Here is a 17,356-nt window from a genome sequence, read left to right on the forward strand (position 1 = left end):
CTAGGCTGGTGGCATGAGCTCGGTGGCCTCCGTGGCCTCGCTGACGCCGGCCCCGGCGTCCGGCACATCGGGACCGGGGGCGGCGTCGCCGCGGGCCGAACGGCTGCGCTGCGACGCGGCCCGCAACCGGGAGCGGGTGCTGGCCGCCGCGATGGAGCTCTACCGGGAGCACGGCGGCGCCTTCACCGTCGAGGAGGTCGCGAGCCGTGCCGGCGTCGGGATCGGCACCGTCTACCGGCGCTTCCCGACGAAGAACGCGCTGCTCGACGAGCTGGCCCGCCCGTTCTTCGAGCAGCTGCTGACGACGGCGCAGGTCGCCTACGCCCACCCGGAGCCGGCCGAGCGGCTCGAGGTGTTCGTCCGGGCGATGGCCGAGCAGCACGCCACCGACGGCATCCGCTCGGGCCGGCTGTGGGACCCGGCTGTCGCCCGGCCGCTGCGCGACGAGTACGTGCGCACCGTCGAGCTGATCCTCGCGGACGGGCGCGCCGCCGGTCGGGTCCGCTCGGACGTCGGCCCCTATGACGTCGGCGTGCTCATCTGGACGCTGCACGGCCTCATCGACGCCACCCACCACGCCGCCCCGGTGATCTGGCACCGGTACCTGGAGCTGCTCCTCGACGGCCTGCGCCCCGGTGGCGAGCACCCGCTGGCGACCCGCCCCATCGCGCAGGCCGACTGGGAGGACCTCGTCGCGGCCGGCCCGGTCCTGCGCCTCGGCTGACGCCACCGGCCCCGGGCCAGAGCAGGCGGCGGGCGGCGGGCGGCTGGCAGGGGTCAGGGGACGGCGACGACCTCCTTGCCGAGCGGGAGGAGCGACACCGGGATCAGCTTGAAGTTGGCCAGGCCCAGCGGGATGCCGATGATCGTCAGGCAGAGCAGGAACCCGGTGACGAGGTGGCCGAGCGCCAGCCACCACCCGGCGAAGATCACCCACAGCACGTTGCCGACGAGCGACGGCGCGCCGGCCTCCGGGTCGTCGACCACCGTCCGGCCGAACGGCCAGAGCGCGTAGTTCGCGATCCGCAGCGACGCGATCCCGAACGGGATCGTGATGATCAGGATGAAGCAGATCAACGCGGCGACCGCGTAACCGATCGCCATCCACAGCCCGCACAGCACCAGCCAGATCAGGTTCAGCACGAGGCGCATCGCGTCCTCCTCTCCCCGGCGTTCCCCGTCATGGGTGTTCCCCCGCGTCCCGCCGGCCGCCGCGACCATCGGTCCGACTACGGCGGCCGGTCCGACTACGGCGGCCATTCCCGACGCGGTCGTCACTATTGTGGCCACCGATCGCGACGTCCACACCGATGTCCGGCATCCGTCAGTGAGTCCGCCCGGCGGGCGCCCCCAGGATGCCGTCCGGCGGTATGTCCGGGCCGTCGCGGGTACAGGGGAATCATGAGCGACTCGTTCACCCCGCCGGCGGCCGAGCGGGAACCGAGAAGCCGCGCCGGATCGAGGCCCATCCGACCACGGCAGAGCCCCGCGCCGCGCCCGTCGTGGTGGCTCGCGGACTGGCGAGCCTCGCCATCGGCCGCGCGCGCCCGCGCGGAAGCCGTCGAGGACCGCGCCGTCCTGGACCTCGACGTCCAAGACTTCGACGTCCARGACTTCAGTGGCAACGACGTCGACGGCGAGGACTTCGACGCGCCGCTGTTCGCCGTGACCGAGCCGGCTCCGGTCGCCGTGACCGAGCCGACTCCGGCCGAGCCGGGACCACACCCCGATCCGGGCCCCCACCTGCCGCCCGACCCCACACCGCCGCAGCCGCCGCACACCCGGCCCACGCGCCGCGGCCGCGGCGGCACCCGGTCGGCCAACACCAGGTCACACGGGACGCGGGCCACCCTGTGATGGCCGGCGCCTCCACCGGCCGAGGCGCCGGCGACCCCGGTTCGTGCGATGTCTGCGTCGTTGGCGCCGGACCGGCCGGGCTGCTGGTGGGGCTGCTGCTCGCCCGCGCGGGAGTGCGGGTGACGGTGCTGGAGAAGCACGCCGACTTCCTGCGTGACTTCCGCGGTGACACCGTCCACCCGTCCACCCTCGACGTGCTCGACGACCTGGGGTTGGGCGACCGGGTCGACGCCCTGCCGGGCCGGCCGGTGCGCGAGCTGACCGCGACCTTCGCCGACGGCACCTACCGGGTCGCCGACTTCTCCCGGCTGCGCGTCACCCACCCTTATGTGCTCTTCCTGCCACAGTGGGACCTGTTGGAGATGCTCGCCGCGGCCGCCGCGGAGTATCCGACCTTCCTGCTGCTGCGGTCCCACGAGGCCACCGGCCTGATCTTCGACACACCGGGAGGACCGGCCCGCGGGGTCGTGGCGGCCGCTCCCGCCGCGCTGCCGGACGGGCCGGGGGCCGCGCCCCGCCAGGTCGAGATCCGCGCCMGGCTGGTCATCGGGGCGGACGGGCGGTATTCGACGGTGTGCGCGGCTCTCGACGCGGCCGGGCGGCCACTCACCCGCCAGGAGTTCGGCGCGCCGATGGACGTGCTGTGGTTCCGGCTGCCGCGCTGGCCCGACGACCCGGAGGGAGTCGCCGTACAGGTTGGCGCCGGCCGGCTGCTGGTGCTCATCGACCGCGGCCACTACTGGCAGACGGCGTACCTCATCCCGAAGGGCGGCAAGGAGGCGACGCTCGCGACCGGTACGGATGCGCTACGCGCCGGCGTCGCCGCGCTCGCGCCCTGGCTCGCGGGCCGGGTCGGCGCGCTCGTCGAAGCCGACGACGTCGCCTTCCTGCCGGTGCGGGTCAACCGGCTACGCCGCTGGCATTCCCCCGGCGTGCTGCTCATCGGTGACGCGGCGCACGCGATGTCGCCGGTCGGCGGGGTCGGTATCAACCTGGCGGTGCAGGACGCGGTCGCGGCGGCGCGGATGCTCGCCGCCCCGCTGCGTTCCAGCGTCGGGACGGACGAGATGACGAGGGTGCTGCGCGCCTTCCAGCGCCGCCGGTGGTTCCCGGCCGCGGGCACCCAGCTGTTGCAGCGCGGACTCGGCCGCGGCCTGATCGGCCCGGCACTCGCCGCCGACGTGCCGGTGCGAGCTCCGCTGCCGGTCCGCGTACTGGATCGTCAGCCGGTTCTGCGGAGCCTCGCCGGTCGCCTGGTCGGCGTCGGCCTGCGCCCCGAGCACGTAGACACACCCGTGCCGCGCGACCTGCCAACGTCCGTACCAGCCTCGCCGCGCTAGGCCAGGAAGCGCGGCGATTGACCGAACCTGCGCAGATCTTGTGGCCGGGCCGCCGTCGGCAGGGGCCTGATCGCCATCTGTGCACTCCAGTGGTCGTGATCCGGTCCCGCGGACAGCCATCGGAGGGCGGAAACCGCGATCAGCGACCGGCGCGGCAACCTGCTCAGGCTAAGCGCCGGGATCACCGGCAGGGGTAACACGGTCGGAGCGCGGCGGAGGTAGGACCAGGTCTGCTCGCTACACGCACGCTCACCCCGGCTGCACGGGCAACCTGGCCGATGGTCCACGTCTCGGCGGGCGGCTTCATGCTTCGACGCTAGAGCCTGACACAGTGACAGGATCAAGCGCGCGCAGCCCGGGCGAAGGTAACGATCCGGCCACCGTGCCGTCGGTCCCCACGATGGGATCCGAGTCACCATCTGGTACGTAGTTCGCCATTTCGGCGCGGGCACTGACCGACCAAGGCGCGGAGGTACGGCACCGCATTCCGCGGCTACGCAGGCCGCGCCACCTCGCCACCTCGCCGCCGCGCCGCCGCGCCGCCGCGCCGCCGCGCCGTGGCTGCTCGCGGCCAGCGGCCAGGACCCTCGCGAGTCCGGAGGCGCGCGTCTCGTTGGGCTCCGCCGTCGATGCCATTTGCCGGCCGTCGACGTCAGCTCACGGCCGTCGACGTCCGTTCACGACGTCGGATCGGCTTCGCCGATCGGGGAAGGGTCCCGGGCCGTGTCGGCGGGGGTCATGTCGTCGCGCAGGCCCTTGAAGGACGGGTGGCGCAGCCGGGCGTCGGGGGTCCAGTGCGCGTACTCGACCTCGGCGACCAGCTCGGGGCGCACCCAGACGGCCTTGCGGGCACGCGGCGCCGGCACGTCGAGGAACGGCGGGGTGTCCTGCCGCAGCGGCTCCAGCAGCCCGGCGAGCAGATCGAGGATGGCGTCGGAGAAGCCCGTCCCGACATGTCCCGCGTACCGGAACGCGATCCCGGCACCGACCTCGGCACCGGGCTCGCCGCCCTCCGCCCCGCCGGCATCCGCCCGGCCGGAACCCGGGCCGCCGGAGTTCGGACCGCCGGGGTCCGCGATGCCGACGAGCAGTGAGCCGATGCGGCCCTCCCGCCTGCCCGCGCCCGGCTCCCAGCCGCCGATCACCACGGTCTGGGTACGGATGTTCTTCGTCTTCACCCAGTCCGCGCCGCGCCGGCCGGGCTGGTAGACCGACGAACGGCGCTTGGCGATGACGCCCTCCAGGCCGGCGGCGGCGCTCGCGCGCAGCACCTCCGGCCCGTCGCCCGGCAGCGTGTCCGACAGTGTCAGCCCCGGGGACTGGCCGGCCGGGAACTGGGCAGCCGCGAGCTGGGCCAGCAGCGCGCGCCGCTCGTCGAAGGACAGGCCGGTCGTGGGGTGCCCCTCGAGGAAGAGCAGGTCGAAGACGAGGTAGCTCACCGGGATCTGGCGGGCCAGCCGGCGGGCCGCGGCCGCGTCGGCGACGTGGATCCGGTGTGCCAGCAGGGAGAAGTCGGGCCGGCCGTCGGGCCCGAAGGCGACGATCTCGCCATCGAGGACGGCCTGCGTCGCGCCGAGCGCGGCCCCGACCGGCCGCAGCTCCGGGAACGCGGCGGTCACGTCGCGCCCGGTCCGGCTGCGGGCCCGAACCCGGCCGCCCTCGACGAACGCGAGCACCCGCATCCCGTCCCACTTGACCTCGTACGCCCACTCGGGCCCCGACGGCAGCGGGCCGGCGACGGCGTACATCGGCTCCAGCGCGGCCGGCATCGGCTCCCGGGCCGGATCCTCGGGCGGGTCCATCCGGTGCACCATCCAGTCGTCCGGCCCGTACGGCGCGCCGCGGCGCCGGCTCCCCGCGCCGGCCTCCCGCCCCGACCGGCCTCCGGCACGGAAGAAGACGTAACGGCCGCGCACGCGTWCGCCGCTCAGCACGACCCTCACCTTGTCCGCGTCCCAGCTCTCCAGCTCATAGGTGCCGCGGTCCCAGATCTTCACCGCCCCGCCGCCATACTCTCCACGCGGGATGTCGCCGGCGAAGTCCGCGTACTCGATCGGGTGGTCCTCGGTCTGCTTCGCCAGGTGGTTGGTGTGCGGGTCGACGGGCAGGCCCTTCGGCACCGCCCACGAGACGAGCACCCCGTCGCGTTCCAGTCGCACGTCCCAGTGCAGCGCCCGCGCGTGGTGCTCCTGGATGACGAAGGTGTCGCCCCGCCCCGCCTGGTCGTCACCCGTGTGGTCGACCGCGTCGCCGTCCTCGTTCCCACCCGCGGGCGTCTCCACCGACTCAGCCGACGGTGCCGACTCAGCCGACGGTGCCGACTCGGCCGACGGCGTCGTCCCAGCCGGCGGTGCCGTCCCAACCGGCGGCGGTGACTCGTCCTGATCCGCCGGCGGCGTGGACGCGTCCAGCGAGGGAGCGGTGGGAATCGGCTCGGGGGTGCGCGCCGGGTCGCGCCGGGCGCGGTAGGCGTCCAGCGAACGCGGCTTCTCCGGCGTCACGCGCCCCACCCGTCCTTTCCCGGCGCCACCGCCGTCACCCCCGATGGCACCCGGCCACCTCCCGCGGGAACGCCCGTCGAGAAGCACGCCTTCTCCCCGCACCCGGCAGGGAAACGCGCTTGGGCACCACGTCCCCACAAGGAAACACACCGCGACCGGGCAGGCGGGCCCTGGTGCGCGGCCCGCCGCGGCGGGCCGCACGCGGGTTCCGGTACAAAGACGCGGTCCGCTCTTTGTCGTGGCAAATGCGAACGAGGTCTGTCATGTCGGACTCCGCCGTTCTGCAGGTGCTCATCGGGCTTGCCCTGGTGTTCGCCGTCTTCAGTGTCGCCGTCTCCCGGGTGAACGAGGCCGTGCTTGGCTTCTTCAACTACCGGGGACGCCAGCTGGAGGCCGAGCTACGCCGCCTCGCCTCGGAGGCCGTCCATCCCCGGGCCCTGCCCCAGGACGGCGCGGGGCGCGCGCGTGACATCACCGCCGAGCTGCTGGACGGCCCGCTGCGGGCCCTGCGGGCAGGCGGGGGCTCCAGCGTCTCCGCCGTCGGCGAGGCGCCACCGGCCCGCGGCTGGTTCGGCGCCGTTCGGCGAGCCCGCGACCTGCGGCTGCCGACCTACGTCTCGTCGACGGCGTTCGCGCGGGCCGTGCTCGAACTTGTCGAGCCGCCGGCGCGCGCCCTGCTGCACCGCGCCAGTCCCGCCGAGCTCGCGAGCGTCTTCCCCAGCGACGTCACGGACGAGCAGCGCGCTGCCTACACGGCCGCCTACCGCGCCGCCTACGACAGCCTGACCCCGGCGACCGCCCAGGCGCTGAACGCGGCCATGCCCGCTTCCAGCGAGGCCGGCCGCACGGTCACCACCGCGATCGTCGCGCTCCTGGCCCAGTCGCCGGACACGGCGATGCTGCCGCTGGGCGCGGAGATCGCCCTGCTGCCGGAGTCACCGCTCAAGATCGCGCTGACCGCGACCGCCGCACGGGCGGGCGCCGACCGGGACAAGTTGGTCGCGGAGCTCGCCCAGTGGTACGACGGCGCGATGGACCGGCTCTCCGGCTGGTACAAGCGCCGGATCGGCAAGTTCCTGCTGGTCTACGCCGTCGCGCTGACCGTCGCCTTCAACCTGGACGCGATCGGCCTGACCCGGGCGCTCTGGCAGGACAGCGCGCTGCGCGCGGTCGCCGTCTCCTCCGCCGAGACCCACGTACAGGCATCCACTCCCGCCGGTGGGGACGGCCCGTCCGGCGACGGCGCCGACGAGACGGCGGTCGAGGCGGTACGCGACATCGGCGCACTGCAGCTGCCGTTCGGCTGGACCCGGGCCGACGCGGCCACCGATCCCCGGGCCCTTCCCGACGACGCCGGCGGCTGGGCGCTGAAGGTGCTCGGCTGGCTGGTCGCCGCGGCGGCCCTGACCGTGGGGGCGCCGTTCTGGTTCGACCTGCTCGGCCGCCTCGTCAACATGCGCTCGGCCGGCCCCAAGCCGAAGCCCGCGGCCTAGCCTCCGAAGCCGAGCACCCCGGCCGGGCCGAAGCCGGTCAGGCCGGGGTGAAGGTGACGGGCAGGCTCGCCAGTCCCCGCATCCAGAGGGACTCCTCCCAGCGCAGCTCGGCCGCGGGTACGGCCAGGCTGAGGTCGGGGAGCCGGTCGAGCAGGACCTCGATGGCGGTCTCGGCGATGACCTCGGACAGCTCCTGCGCCGGGAACGGGCAGCGATGCGGGCCGTGGCCGAACGCCAGGTGCGCCTGGTTGCCGCCGACGCTGGCCGCCTGGTCCGGGCGGATGTGCGGGTCGGCGTGCGCGGCGGCGATGCTGAGCACCAGCATGTCGCCGGCCTGGACCTGGTAGCCGCCCAGCTGGCAGGTCCGGGCGGCCCAGTACGCGCTCAGGTTCGCGAGTGGGGGATCCTCCCAGAGGACCTCGCCCATCGCCTGTCCGACGCTGCGCCGGCCGCCGGCGAGCGTCATGGCGAACCGGGCGTCGGTGAGCAGCAGCCGCACCGTGTTGCCGATCCAGTAGGCCGTCGGCTGCTGCCCGGCGGTGAGCACGTACTGCATGTCCTCGACGAGCTGGTCGTCCGGCGCCGCCAGCGGGTGGTTGACCATACCGGAGGCGACGTCGAACGTCGGCCGCTCGCGCCGCTGCCGGATCAGGTCCTGCATCCGGGCCAGCAGCCGTCCGTAGGCGACCGGCGCCTCGGCCGTGAGGTCCATCAGCACGATGAGGTCGCGCACCACGGCCGACGCCTCGTCCAGCGGGATGCCCAGCAGCCAGCACACGACGTGCACGGGCATCCGCAGGGCGAACTCGCTCATCAGCTCGGCCCGGCCCGTGGCGGCGAACTCGTCGATCAGCAGGTCGGCGATCCGCTCGCAGCGCGACCGCAGCTCGAGCTGGTCGACGGCACCCAGCGCGTCGTGCAGCACGGTCGAGCGGCGTTCGTGTTCCTGGCCGCCCGACCTCATCACCGCCGCGCTGCCGAGGATCCACTGCAGCGACCAGTCCGCCGGGACGAGGTCGAGCGCGTTCCACGGCGTCTGCCGGTCGAACACCTCCGGGCGGGTCAGGACGTAGTGCATCTCCCGGTAGCTGAGCACCAGCCAGACCGGGAGGTCGCCCTCGAGCAGCGCCGGGGCCACCGCGCCGTGCCGGGCCCGCAGCTCGCGGAAGAACCCGGCCGCGTCCCGGTGGAACTCGTCGCCGTAGAGCCGGGCGGCGCCCACGTGCGCCGGGTAGCGGCTGGCCAGGACGGACGCGCGGTCCATGGCGGTGGTCAGATCAGTCATCGGGTCTCCCCCAACCCTCGAAGAGCCCGTCAGGAACCGAGGCCGGCCGGCGCACCATGCGCGGCCGGCGCACCATGCGCGGCCGGCGAGCCGTGCGCGGCGGTGGACAGCGCCAGCACATGGTCGACGAGCCCGATCAGGACCGCCTTGCTCGACTCGCGAGCACGGGCGTCGCAGTCGATCAGCGGCACCTCGGGACTGAGCGACAGCGCGTCGCGCACCTCGTCGAGCGAGTGGGCCGGCGCGCCGAAGTTGTTGCGGGCGACGACGAACGGCACCTTCTGGTGCTCCAGCCGGTCGATCGCGTACCAGGAGTCCTGGACCCGGCGGGTGTCGACCAGCACGACGGCGCCGAGCGTGCCGGCGAACAGCCGGTCCCACAGGAACCAGAACCGCTCCTGGCCCGGCGCCCCGAACAGGTAGAGCACAAGGTGGTCGTCGAGGCTGATCCGGCCGAAGTCGAAGGCGACCGTCGTGGTGTTCTTGCCTCGCAGCCCCGCGGTGTCGTCGATGCCGACGCCGGCCTCGGTCATGACCTCCTCGGTGGACAGCGGGCGGATCTCGCTGACCGCCCGCACCATCGTGGTCTTGCCGACACCGAACCCGCCGACGACGACGATCTTCAGGCCTTCGCGGACCGTCTCGCGCAGCGGCGCCAGCATCCGCGGCTCGGCGGGCTCGCCGCGCCCCGGGAAGAAGGCGGACCCGGCCCGCGGCGAGGCGGCCGTCCTAGAGCCGGCGGAGTCCAACGAGCACCTCTCTCAGCAACTCGGGGTGGGCGTACGGGAGTTCGACCGCCGAGCGGCGCGGCGCGGACCTGGCCGGCTGGCGGACCATGATGCGGCCGGCGTCGAGCAGGTCGCACAGCAGGATCCGGGTGACGCTGATCGGCAGGCGCAGGTGGGCCGCGATCTCCACGACGGCCCGCGCGGAGCGGCAGAACCGCAGGATGCCGGCGTGCTCCGACTGCATCCCCGGGCTGGGGTCGCACTCGGCGATGACGAGGGTGACCAGGTCGAAGGTGTCGACGTCCGCCCGGCTGCGCCCACCGGTGATCGTGTAGAGCCGGTCCGGGTTCTCCCGGTCGATGTTGCCGCGGGTCACGCCGGAGCCACCGTGGCCCTCAGGTCGCGGGCCGGCGCGCTGAGGTACTCGCCGATCTGCTCGACCAGCTCGTTCATGTTGTGGCCGATCACGCCCGCGTCGGCGTCCTCGGTGGCGATGACCGCGAGATGGGCGCCCTCGCCGGCCTCGACGATGAACAGCAGGCCGCCGTGGAACTCCGTCATGGACTGGCGGACCCCGCCGGTGCCGTCGCCGAACTCGGCGGACGCGCCGTGCGCGAGGCTCTGGATGCCCGACGCGATGGCCGCCAGTTGGTCGGCCGCGTCGACGGTGAGCCCGGAGGTGCGGCACATCTTCAGACCGTCCCGCGACAGCACCAGCGCGTGCCGGGCGCCCGGGGTGCGTTCGAGGAGGCTCTCGAGCAGCCAGTCGAGGTCGCGTTCGTTGGTCTTCATCATCGGGTCGCGGGGCCGCCGCGGGTCCGCTGCCCACGGCAGGTCGGCCCCTGCCTCCTATCTGGCTGGGTCGGTTGCTGGGTCGGCGGTGCCGGTGTCCTGCGCCGGCGGCTGGCCGGCGGTGCCGGCCGGGCCGGTGTCGGCGGACCGGGCCCGCGCGCCCGCCTGCTGGAAGGCGCCGAACCGCGCGCCGGGCGACGTCGTGGCCGCGGTCGGCCGGCTGGCCTCATCGGCGGGAGGGCCGTCCGGGGGAGCCGTCAGTGCCGCCACCGTGCGCGCGGAGCCGGCGAGCGTCTCGCCGCGGCCCCGCTTCGGCAGCGGATCCGGCTCGCCCGGCTGGCGCGCCGCCGCGCGCGCCGGAAGCGCCGCGGGTTCGCTGGGCTGCGCCGCCGCCGGCTGCCGGCCACTCTGCCCGGCGCCCGCCTGCCCCGCCGCCGCCGGCGCGTGCGCCCCGGGCAGCGGCGTGCCCTCCGGTCGCGGCTGGGTGATGAGCTGGCGGGGGACGATGACGATCACGCCGGTGCCACCGCGGGACGAGGGGCGGAAGGACACGGTGAGCCCGTACTTGCGGGCGAGCGAGCCGACGACGGCCAGGCCCAGGCGGGTGCCGGAAAGCGTGGTCAGGTCGAGCGCCTCGGCCGAGACGGCCCGCTCCGCCCGCCGCAGCGCCGCCGGGCCCATGACCAGGCCGCCGTCCTCGATGGTGACGACGATGCCGGCCTGGACCTCTTCGACGTAGACGTGCACCTCCTCCGACGGCGGGGAGAAGCTGGTCGCGTTGTCCATCAGCTCGGCGAGGGCGTGCATGACACCCTCGGCCGCGTAGCCGGCGACGGCGGCGGTGCAGGTCGAGTGCAGCCGGACCCGCTGGTAGGCGCTGATCCGCCCGAGCGCGCCGCGCAGGATGCTCTCCATGACGATCGGCTTGGTCCAGCGCCGGCCGGAGCGGGCGCCGGTGAGCACCGCGATGGAGTCGGCGAGCCGGCCGGCCTGGGAGACGCTGTGGTCGAGGCGCAGCAGGTCACCGAGGACCTCCTCGCTGTGCCGGTCCTCCATGTCCCGCAGGTCGGCGAGCATGCTGGTGGCCAGCGCCTGGACCCGGCCGGCGGCGTTCGCGCAGGCGGCCATCGCGGCGGCGCGCATCCGTTCGCCGCGGCCGACCTCCTCGGCCAGCGTCCGCAGGATCCGCTGCTCGGCGGCGTCGGACGGCGCCGGCCCGCCGCCCGCCAGCGCCTCCTGCGCCGAGATGCCGTCGCGCAGCTGAGCGACGATCTTCGGCAGGGTGTCGTCGGCGAGCTGGGTGAGCTCGGCTGCCCGTCGCTCGGCCTGGGCGTCGAGGGCCGCCACCCGGTCGGCGAGCCGCGCCGTGCCGGCCGCCTGGCGGATCGCGAGGACGACGGTCACGGCCGCGGCGGCCAGGCCCACGAGCACCGCGACACTGACCGAGGCCCGCGCGGACGACGGGGTCATCGCGATCGCGCACAGCGCGGCGACGGCGATGACCAGCAGCGCGGTGAGCAGCACGGTGCGGTTCGGGCCGGCGACGGGCTGGCGGCGCGCGGACGTGCCGGCCGAGAAGGTGTCGGCCCGCCCGCGAGCGGGCCCGAGTACACGTGGCATCGCGATCAGTTCCTCGTCCACATCGTCGTCCCGATCGTCGTCCCGGCCGCCCGGGCGGCCGCGCCGGCGGCGCACGCCCGGACCGGCGCGGCAGTGAGGCCGCCCGTCAAAAACTCTGGATTCACGGCCTCTGGATTCACGGCTGAGCGCGGCGGGTGCGCGGGCCGGCGCGGAATGCGCGACAGAGGCACAGCGCGCCCCGCAGGCTTTCTCGACACCGCGACCACTCCTCGGCCATCCCCCCGGACACGCAATGGAGCCGGCCGGCCGCGTGGGGCGTTTGACCCGGTGCGGGCGTTGGTCCCCTGTGCCGTCCGTCACCCGATGCTAGGGAGACCACGCGCACGGGCCCCATTCAGCCAGCGCCGCCACTGGCCGGCCGACCAGGGCCGAGTGGGTGACATGTGTTCACGTTGTTTCGCCGATGGACGCCGCGTTTCGATGCCCATCTCGCGGGGGGCCTGGATTTGGCAACCGGTAATAATCGGGTGATTACTCTGAACATCAGCACCGACTTGCCCCGGAATAGTCGTCGTGGGTGATCCTCGACGCGCATCCGGGACATTTCGCCAGCACCGCCGCGGCGCTCGCGCACTTGAACCTGGACAAATCGGGACCTTTGGTCTTAAGCGGCGTTCCCCGTCCGCCGGCCGCGCTGATCCCCGCCATCCAGGGCGCCATCGTCACAGGCAGCGACTGTCGGCGGGCGCGCCCACGGTCGCGAATGAACGATCTTGGGTCGCGCCACAACACCGAAGGCCACGCGGGAGACACGTCCGGTGTGCCGAGGTTTTCTCCTCGTTGCGTCGACGGCCAACCGTCGTCCCGGGGCGGTCGCCGAGCGCGGCCGGGCGCCTGAAAGCCCCGGTGGGCGGCCACTCGGACGAGCGGGCGGCCCACTCCGCCTCGGTGACGGTGAGTTCGGACGACGTGGCTTCGCGGGAGCTGGTGCGGCGGACTGTGGTTCGGCGGAATGGGTTCGGGCGTCAGCGACGCAGCAGGCGACCGGGGCCGCCCGGAACGACACGCATGGCGTCGGCCGGGGGGCGCCGGCCCGGCGGGAAGAGCGCGAGGACCGACCCGCCGAACCCGCCGCCGACCATCCGCGCGCCGGCCGCGCCGAGGTCCCGCAGGCGGGCCACCGTCTCCTCCACCTCGGGCACCGACACGTCGTAGAGGTCACGCAGGCTGGCGTGCGACGCGTCGAGCACCCGGCCGAGCTCCGGCAGGTCGCCAGCGCGCAGCGCCGCCACCGCGCCCCGGACCCGCTCGTTCTCCGCCAGCACGTGGCGCACCCGGCGGCCCAGGGGCTCGGGCAGCCGACCGGGCGCGTCCGGGTCCGCCTCGCGCAGCGAGCTGATCCCGAGCAGCTCGCAGGCGCGGGCGCACTCGGCCCTGCGGGTGTTGTAGCCGGACGCCGCGATCGCGTGCCGGACCCCGGAGTCGACCGTCACGAGCCGCCACCGGCCCAGGTCGAGACGCACCGCCTCGACGCCCGCCGGCACCGCCGCCGGACCGCCGCCCGTCCGGCCGGCACCGACCTGCCAGCGCCCCGGCGGGCGAGGCACGGCCCGCGCGGAAGGCGCCGCGGGCGCGGGCGGCGGTGCGGACGCGGGCGGCGGCCCTGGAGCGGGTGCCACCGCGGGGTCGGGAGCGGGCGCGCCGACGGGCGCCTGATCACCCGTGGGCACCTGACCGGCGGCCACGCCGGCGGCCGGGTTGGCGGCCACGTCGGCGGCCAGGGCCTGGATGTCCAGGCACAGGGCGTGGCCGGGCCGGCCGAACAGCGACGCGGTCTGGTCGAGCAGCCCGGTACGCGCGCCGACCCACTCGTTCTCCACCCGGGACAGCAGCCGGGCGAGCTGGCGGCGGTCCGGCTCGTCGTGCCCGCTGTGCGCCAGCAGCGCGAGCGCCAGCGCGACCTCGAGCGCCGCCGACGACGACAGGCCCGCGCCCCGGGGCAGCGTGCCGGTGACCGCCAGGCGCGCGGGCCGGACGGGGTATCCGGCCTCGGTGAGCAGGGCGACCACTCCGCGGGCGAACGAGCGCCAGCCCTCGGCGCGCGGGGGCACGGAGGCCGGGAACACGTCGTGCGAGCCGATGTCGACCGCGTGCACCCGCATCATGCCGTCCAGCGAAGGCCGTGCCCGCACCGTGACACCCAGCTCGATCGCGAACGGCAGGCACAGGCCGTCGTTGTAGTCGGTGTGCTCACCGACGAGGTTGACCCGGCCCGGCCCGAAGGCCACCGCCGTCACGGCCCCCCACCCGCCCCGGCCGGCGGGCCGGCCGCGGCGCACCCGGGACCGGCGCGGCGCGTCCACCGGCCCGTCCAGCTCGTCAGGCCCGTCCAGCTCGTCAGGCCCACCCAGCTCGCCCGGCCCACCCAGATCGCCCGGCTCCTGGCGAGAGGGCGAGCCGGAACCGGCTGACGCGGCACCCGCTGTCCTGGCGCCACCTCCCCCGGCGACCTGGCCGTCCGTCACGCATATGCGAACGCCCGGCATCCGCGAGACGATCCGCTGGCCCACCTGCGTGCGTCTCGCCGCGCCTCCGAGCCCGCCTAACCGGCGGCGCGCAGCAGGGCGGCGGCGCGCTCGGGCTCGACGTCGTTGATGTAGACCCCCATCGCGGACTCGCTGCCAGCGAGGTACTTGAGCCTGTCCGGGGCGCGCCGGTTGGAGAACACGCGCAGCCGCAGGTGTGCCCAGCGCCGGCCGGCCCGCACGGGGGCCTGCTCCCAGGCGGCGACGTAGGGCATCTTCACGCCGAGGACCCGGTCGAAACGGCGCAGGACATCCAGGTAGAGCGACGGGAACTCGGCCCGCTCGCCCTCGTCGAGGGCGGGCAGATCGGGAACATGCCGGCGCGGGTAGATCGACACCTCGAACGGCCAGCGGGCGGCGAACGGAACGAAGGCGATCCAGGCGTCCGTCGAGGCGACGACGCGGGCGCCGGCGGCCTCCTCAGCGGCGACGGCCTCGCAGTGCTGGCAGCATCCCCGCCGACGTGCGACGCGGATCATCGTCGCCAGCGGCGTCGGGACGAACGGGTAGGCGTAGATCTGGCCGTGCGGGTGGCCGAGCGTCACCCCGATCTCCTCGCCGCGGTTCTCGAAGACGAACACGCTCGCGACGGCGGGCAGGCGGCCGAGCGCCGCGGTGCGGTCGGTCCAGGCCGCGAGGACCGTCCCGGCCCGGCGCGGTGTGAGCGCCGCGAACGAGGCGTCGTGGTCGGTGGTGAAGCAGACGACCTCGCAGCGCCCCTCGCCGGGCCGGGCGGCGAACGGGCCGGCCAGCTCCCTCGGCCGGCCCGCCACCGACGCGGGCGGGCCACCCTCGCCGGGGCTCGGCGGGCCCAGCGCCGGCAGGCCCAGCGCGGGCAGGCCGAGCGCGGGGAATCGGTTCTCGAAGACCGCGACGTCGTAGTCCTCGGGAACCTCGGTCTCCCGGCCCGGCCGGCTGGGGCACAGCGGACAGTCTGCGACCGCCGGTAGATGCGTCCGCCCCTGCCGGTGCGCGGCGATGACCACCCACTCGTCGGTCAGCGGATCGTGGCGCAGCTCGGACGGCGGCCGGGCCACCGGCACGAGGCCGCGCCGGTCGGGATCGCCGTGGTGGCGGCCCGGCTCGTCGTCGAAGTAGATGAGCTCCCGGCCGTCGGACAGCAGCACCGCCGTCCGGCTGGCGCCAGCCTCGGTCACGTCCGCCGCCGTCACGCCGCCGTCACGGCCTAGACGGTACCGGTGCGCCCGATCACATCGACCGGTAGACCTCGGCCCGCGCGGCGCTGACCAGCCGGCGCCGAGCGAGCAGCCCGGCACCCGCGCACGCCAGCAGAACGATCAGGACAACTGGGCCTTCCCGCGCGAACCACGACGTCACCTCGGGCTCGCCGACGAAGAGCACCTCGGGATGCGGGACCGACAGGAACGCCCCGGCGGCGCCGACGACCATGAGCACCCGAGGGCGCGCCACCCCCCTGGCCATCACCAGCGGGACCATGCCCCAGACGAGGTACCACGGGTAGAGCACCGGCCCGAGCAGGGCGAGGCTGAGCAGCGCGAGGCCGCAGGTGGCCGGAACGTCCCGGTGGCGAACCGTGATGAGCAGCCAGCCGATCAGCAGCGCGGCCCCGGCCATCCCGGCGGCGCGGGCGAGGCCGAGCAGGTCGCTGCCCGGCAGCRCGGGGCCCGGCGTGTCGGTCACGATGGCGAGCAGGTTGGCGAGCGCCGAGACCGGCGAGTAGAGGCTCAGCCCGTGTGACGGGGTCGACGTGGCCCTGACCCAGCCCAGCCCGTCGGGCACCAGCAGCAGCGACAGGGCGGCCGCCGTCGCGGCGATCACGGCGAGGTCACGGATCACCGCCGTGAGCACCCGCGCCACAGGCCCCCGCGCCGGCCGGCCGGGCAGGGCGCCCGACCGCGGCCCACCCAGAGCGGCGCGCGCCGCCGGCTCCGGTTCCGCCGCCGGCTCCGCTGGCCCCTTCATCTCCGCCGGCTCGGCCGGGCCGACGGCCAGATCGGCCCACCGGCGGGCCAGCACCACGACCATGATCATGGCGGCCGGCCACTTGGTCAGGGCGGCGGCGGTGAGCAGGGCGAGGCCGAGGCCGACCCGCCCGCGCAGGGCGGCCAGCAGCCCCGCCGCGGCCAGCGCCATCATCACCGCCTCGAGGTGGACGGCACCGAGCAGTTCCAGCAGCACGATCGGCCCGCCGACGCCGGCGGCGAGCGCCCACGGGCGACGCTGGGCGGGCACCGAGCGGACCAGGCACCAGGCCAGCGCCGCGACCGCGACGGCGGCCACGATCCGCAGCAGGATGACCGACCGGACGACCTGGCCACCGGTCAGGGCGGCCACCGCGTGGAAGAGCCCCAGGCCGACGGGGCCGTAGGGCGACGGGGTGTCCCGCCAGATCGGGTCGGCGGCCAGCGCGGCAGGGTGGCTGCCGAGCAGCGCCGGCCCCGCCGCGTAGGGGTCGAGCCCGTTGGAGAGCATCGCGCCCTGGGCCACATAGCTGTACACGTCCAGGCTGAGGATCGGCGGGCCCACCAGCGGCGCGGCCGACCAGCAGCAGATCAGCACCGCGACGCCGCGCAGGGACAGCTCGCCGCGCTGGCTGCGGCGGCACGCCCACCACCAGGCCCCGACGAGCAGGGCCGCGCCGAAAAGCAGCACCACCGGCAGCAACGACGGCTTGTCGACCGCGACCGGGTCGAGCAGCCCGAACCAGGCCGTCGGCGGGCGCACGACGGGCCCGAGCGCGAGGCGCCCACCGGTGACGACGACGAGGGTGGCGCCCAGGGCACCGACCGCGCCGCCGAGCGCGAGCGTGCCCAGATGCCGCGCCCGGCGGCCACGGGGGCTCGCCCCGCCGGTCCGCGGGCCGTCACTCCGCGGGCCGTCCGCCGACTCGTGGCCGGCGGTACCGTCGTCGGTTCCGCCCGCGTTGGTCGCGCCAGCGTCGGTTCCGCCGGCTTTCGCCGCGTCATGGACCTGGCGGCGCCTGGTTTGCCTGTCCGGCCTGGTATCTCCCATCGCGACGTGGACGCTGCCAGCCGTGTCGCACACGCAGACGGACCCGGAGCGGACCCCGAGTGAACAGCGCGGTACCGGAGAGGTCGCCAGCGCCATCGACGTGATGCCAGTCACATGGATCGTGAAGCTGCCAGCGAGCCGTCACAACGCGGTCACAGGCCGCAGGGATCTCGCCGCGAAGGTCACAGTGGAAATACGGA

General features: G+C 74.9%; 14 protein-coding genes. 4 read left to right on the plus strand and 10 right to left on the minus strand.

The genetic code is table 11. The features are described 5' to 3' along the window. The first annotated feature begins 13 nt into the window (after positions 1 to 13). Entirely contained in the window at positions 14 to 724 is a 711-nt protein-coding gene (locus tag BCD49_RS16505; protein ID WP_007518139.1) for a TetR/AcrR family transcriptional regulator, read from the plus strand. A 53-nt stretch (positions 725 to 777) separates the two neighbouring features. Here the strand turns inward: BCD49_RS16505 and BCD49_RS16510 are convergent, their stop codons facing one another. Beyond that, a complete protein-coding gene (locus BCD49_RS16510; RefSeq protein ID WP_007518140.1) occupies positions 778 to 1,152 on the minus strand; it encodes a YccF domain-containing protein in 375 nt (124 codons plus the stop codon). 249 nt (positions 1,153 to 1,401) lie between these two features. Here BCD49_RS16510 and BCD49_RS16515 point away from each other — a divergent pair, with 249 nt between their 5' ends. Both BCD49_RS16515 and BCD49_RS16520 read left to right on the plus strand, forming a co-directional pair. Next, positions 1,402 to 1,857, plus strand: a complete 456-nt coding sequence (locus BCD49_RS16515) for a hypothetical protein (RefSeq protein WP_007518142.1) — start codon at positions 1,402 to 1,404, stop codon at positions 1,855 to 1,857. After that, the gene (locus BCD49_RS16520; protein WP_007518143.1) at positions 1,857 to 3,197 is read left to right on the plus strand and encodes an FAD-dependent oxidoreductase; all 1,341 of its coding nucleotides are present in this window, start codon (positions 1,857 to 1,859) and stop codon (positions 3,195 to 3,197) included. The genes BCD49_RS16515 and BCD49_RS16520 overlap by 1 nt, the downstream gene beginning before the upstream one ends. Positions 3,198 to 3,874: 677 nt before the next feature. Here the strand turns inward: BCD49_RS16520 and BCD49_RS16525 are convergent. Further along, a complete protein-coding gene (locus tag BCD49_RS16525) occupies positions 3,875 to 5,698 on the minus strand; it encodes a DNA polymerase ligase N-terminal domain-containing protein (protein WP_071041649.1) in 1,824 nt (607 codons plus the stop codon). A gap of 263 nt (positions 5,699 to 5,961) precedes the next feature. On the opposite strand from BCD49_RS16525, the gene BCD49_RS16530 reads away from it, so the two are divergent. Further along, positions 5,962 to 7,191 carry a hypothetical protein gene (locus BCD49_RS16530; RefSeq protein ID WP_007518145.1) on the plus strand — a complete coding sequence of 410 codons (1,230 nt, stop codon included), beginning with the start codon at positions 5,962 to 5,964 and terminating at the stop codon, positions 7,189 to 7,191. A 37-nt stretch (positions 7,192 to 7,228) separates the two neighbouring features. Here BCD49_RS16530 and BCD49_RS16535 read toward each other — a convergent pair whose 3' ends face one another. The 8 genes from BCD49_RS16535 to mptB form a co-directional block, all read right to left on the minus strand. Then, positions 7,229 to 8,476: a cytochrome P450 gene (locus tag BCD49_RS16535; protein ID WP_007518147.1), complete on the minus strand. Its 1,248-nt coding sequence runs from the start codon at positions 8,474 to 8,476 to the stop codon at positions 7,229 to 7,231. A gap of 29 nt (positions 8,477 to 8,505) precedes the next feature. Further along, positions 8,506 to 9,225 (minus strand): ATP/GTP-binding protein, encoded by a 720-nt coding sequence (locus tag BCD49_RS16540; protein ID WP_007518149.1) that lies wholly within the window; start codon positions 9,223 to 9,225, stop codon positions 8,506 to 8,508. Beyond that, a complete protein-coding gene (locus BCD49_RS16545; protein ID WP_007518151.1) occupies positions 9,206 to 9,580 on the minus strand; it encodes a DUF742 domain-containing protein in 375 nt (124 codons plus the stop codon). Before BCD49_RS16545 ends, BCD49_RS16540 begins: the two co-directional genes overlap by 20 nt. Next, positions 9,577 to 9,999: a roadblock/LC7 domain-containing protein gene (locus BCD49_RS16550; RefSeq protein ID WP_007518153.1), complete on the minus strand. Its 423-nt coding sequence runs from the start codon at positions 9,997 to 9,999 to the stop codon at positions 9,577 to 9,579. Before BCD49_RS16550 ends, BCD49_RS16545 begins: the two co-directional genes overlap by 4 nt. Positions 10,000 to 10,053: 54 nt before the next feature. Continuing rightward, positions 10,054 to 11,616, minus strand: a complete 1,563-nt coding sequence (locus BCD49_RS16555; protein ID WP_083401504.1) for an ATP-binding protein — start codon at positions 11,614 to 11,616, stop codon at positions 10,054 to 10,056. A gap of 986 nt (positions 11,617 to 12,602) precedes the next feature. Beyond that, positions 12,603 to 14,102, minus strand: a complete 1,500-nt coding sequence (locus BCD49_RS16560) for a galactokinase (protein WP_051467405.1) — start codon at positions 14,100 to 14,102, stop codon at positions 12,603 to 12,605. A gap of 77 nt (positions 14,103 to 14,179) precedes the next feature. Then, entirely contained in the window at positions 14,180 to 15,319 is a 1,140-nt protein-coding gene (gene galT, locus BCD49_RS16565; RefSeq protein WP_007514222.1) for a galactose-1-phosphate uridylyltransferase, read from the minus strand. A gap of 52 nt (positions 15,320 to 15,371) precedes the next feature. Then, positions 15,372 to 17,189, minus strand: coding sequence for a polyprenol phosphomannose-dependent alpha 1,6 mannosyltransferase MptB (gene mptB, locus BCD49_RS16570; protein WP_241832344.1), 1,818 nt, complete (start codon positions 17,187 to 17,189; stop codon positions 15,372 to 15,374). Positions 17,190 to 17,356: the final 167 nt, after the last annotated feature.

It is taken from the genome of Pseudofrankia sp. EUN1h, from assembly GCF_001854645.1.
Lineage (GTDB): Bacteria > Actinomycetota > Actinomycetes > Frankiales > Frankiaceae > Pseudofrankia > Pseudofrankia saprophytica.

What these genes read in the sequence shown, in the direction of transcription:
- BCD49_RS16505 (WP_007518139.1), top strand. Translation starts at nt 14, where the DNA reads ATGAGCTCGGTGGCCTCCGTGGCCTCGCTGACGCCGGCCCCGGCGTCC.
- BCD49_RS16510 (WP_007518140.1), bottom strand. Translation starts at nt 1,152, where the DNA reads ATGCGCCTCGTGCTGAACCTGATCTGGCTGGTGCTGTGCGGGCTGTGG.
- BCD49_RS16530 (WP_007518145.1), top strand. Translation starts at nt 5,962, where the DNA reads ATGTCGGACTCCGCCGTTCTGCAGGTGCTCATCGGGCTTGCCCTGGTG.
- BCD49_RS16535 (WP_007518147.1), bottom strand. Translation starts at nt 8,476, where the DNA reads ATGACTGATCTGACCACCGCCATGGACCGCGCGTCCGTCCTGGCCAGC.
- BCD49_RS16550 (WP_007518153.1), bottom strand. Translation starts at nt 9,999, where the DNA reads ATGATGAAGACCAACGAACGCGACCTCGACTGGCTGCTCGAGAGCCTC.
- BCD49_RS16555 (WP_083401504.1), bottom strand. Translation starts at nt 11,616, where the DNA reads ATGCCACGTGTACTCGGGCCCGCTCGCGGGCGGGCCGACACCTTCTCG.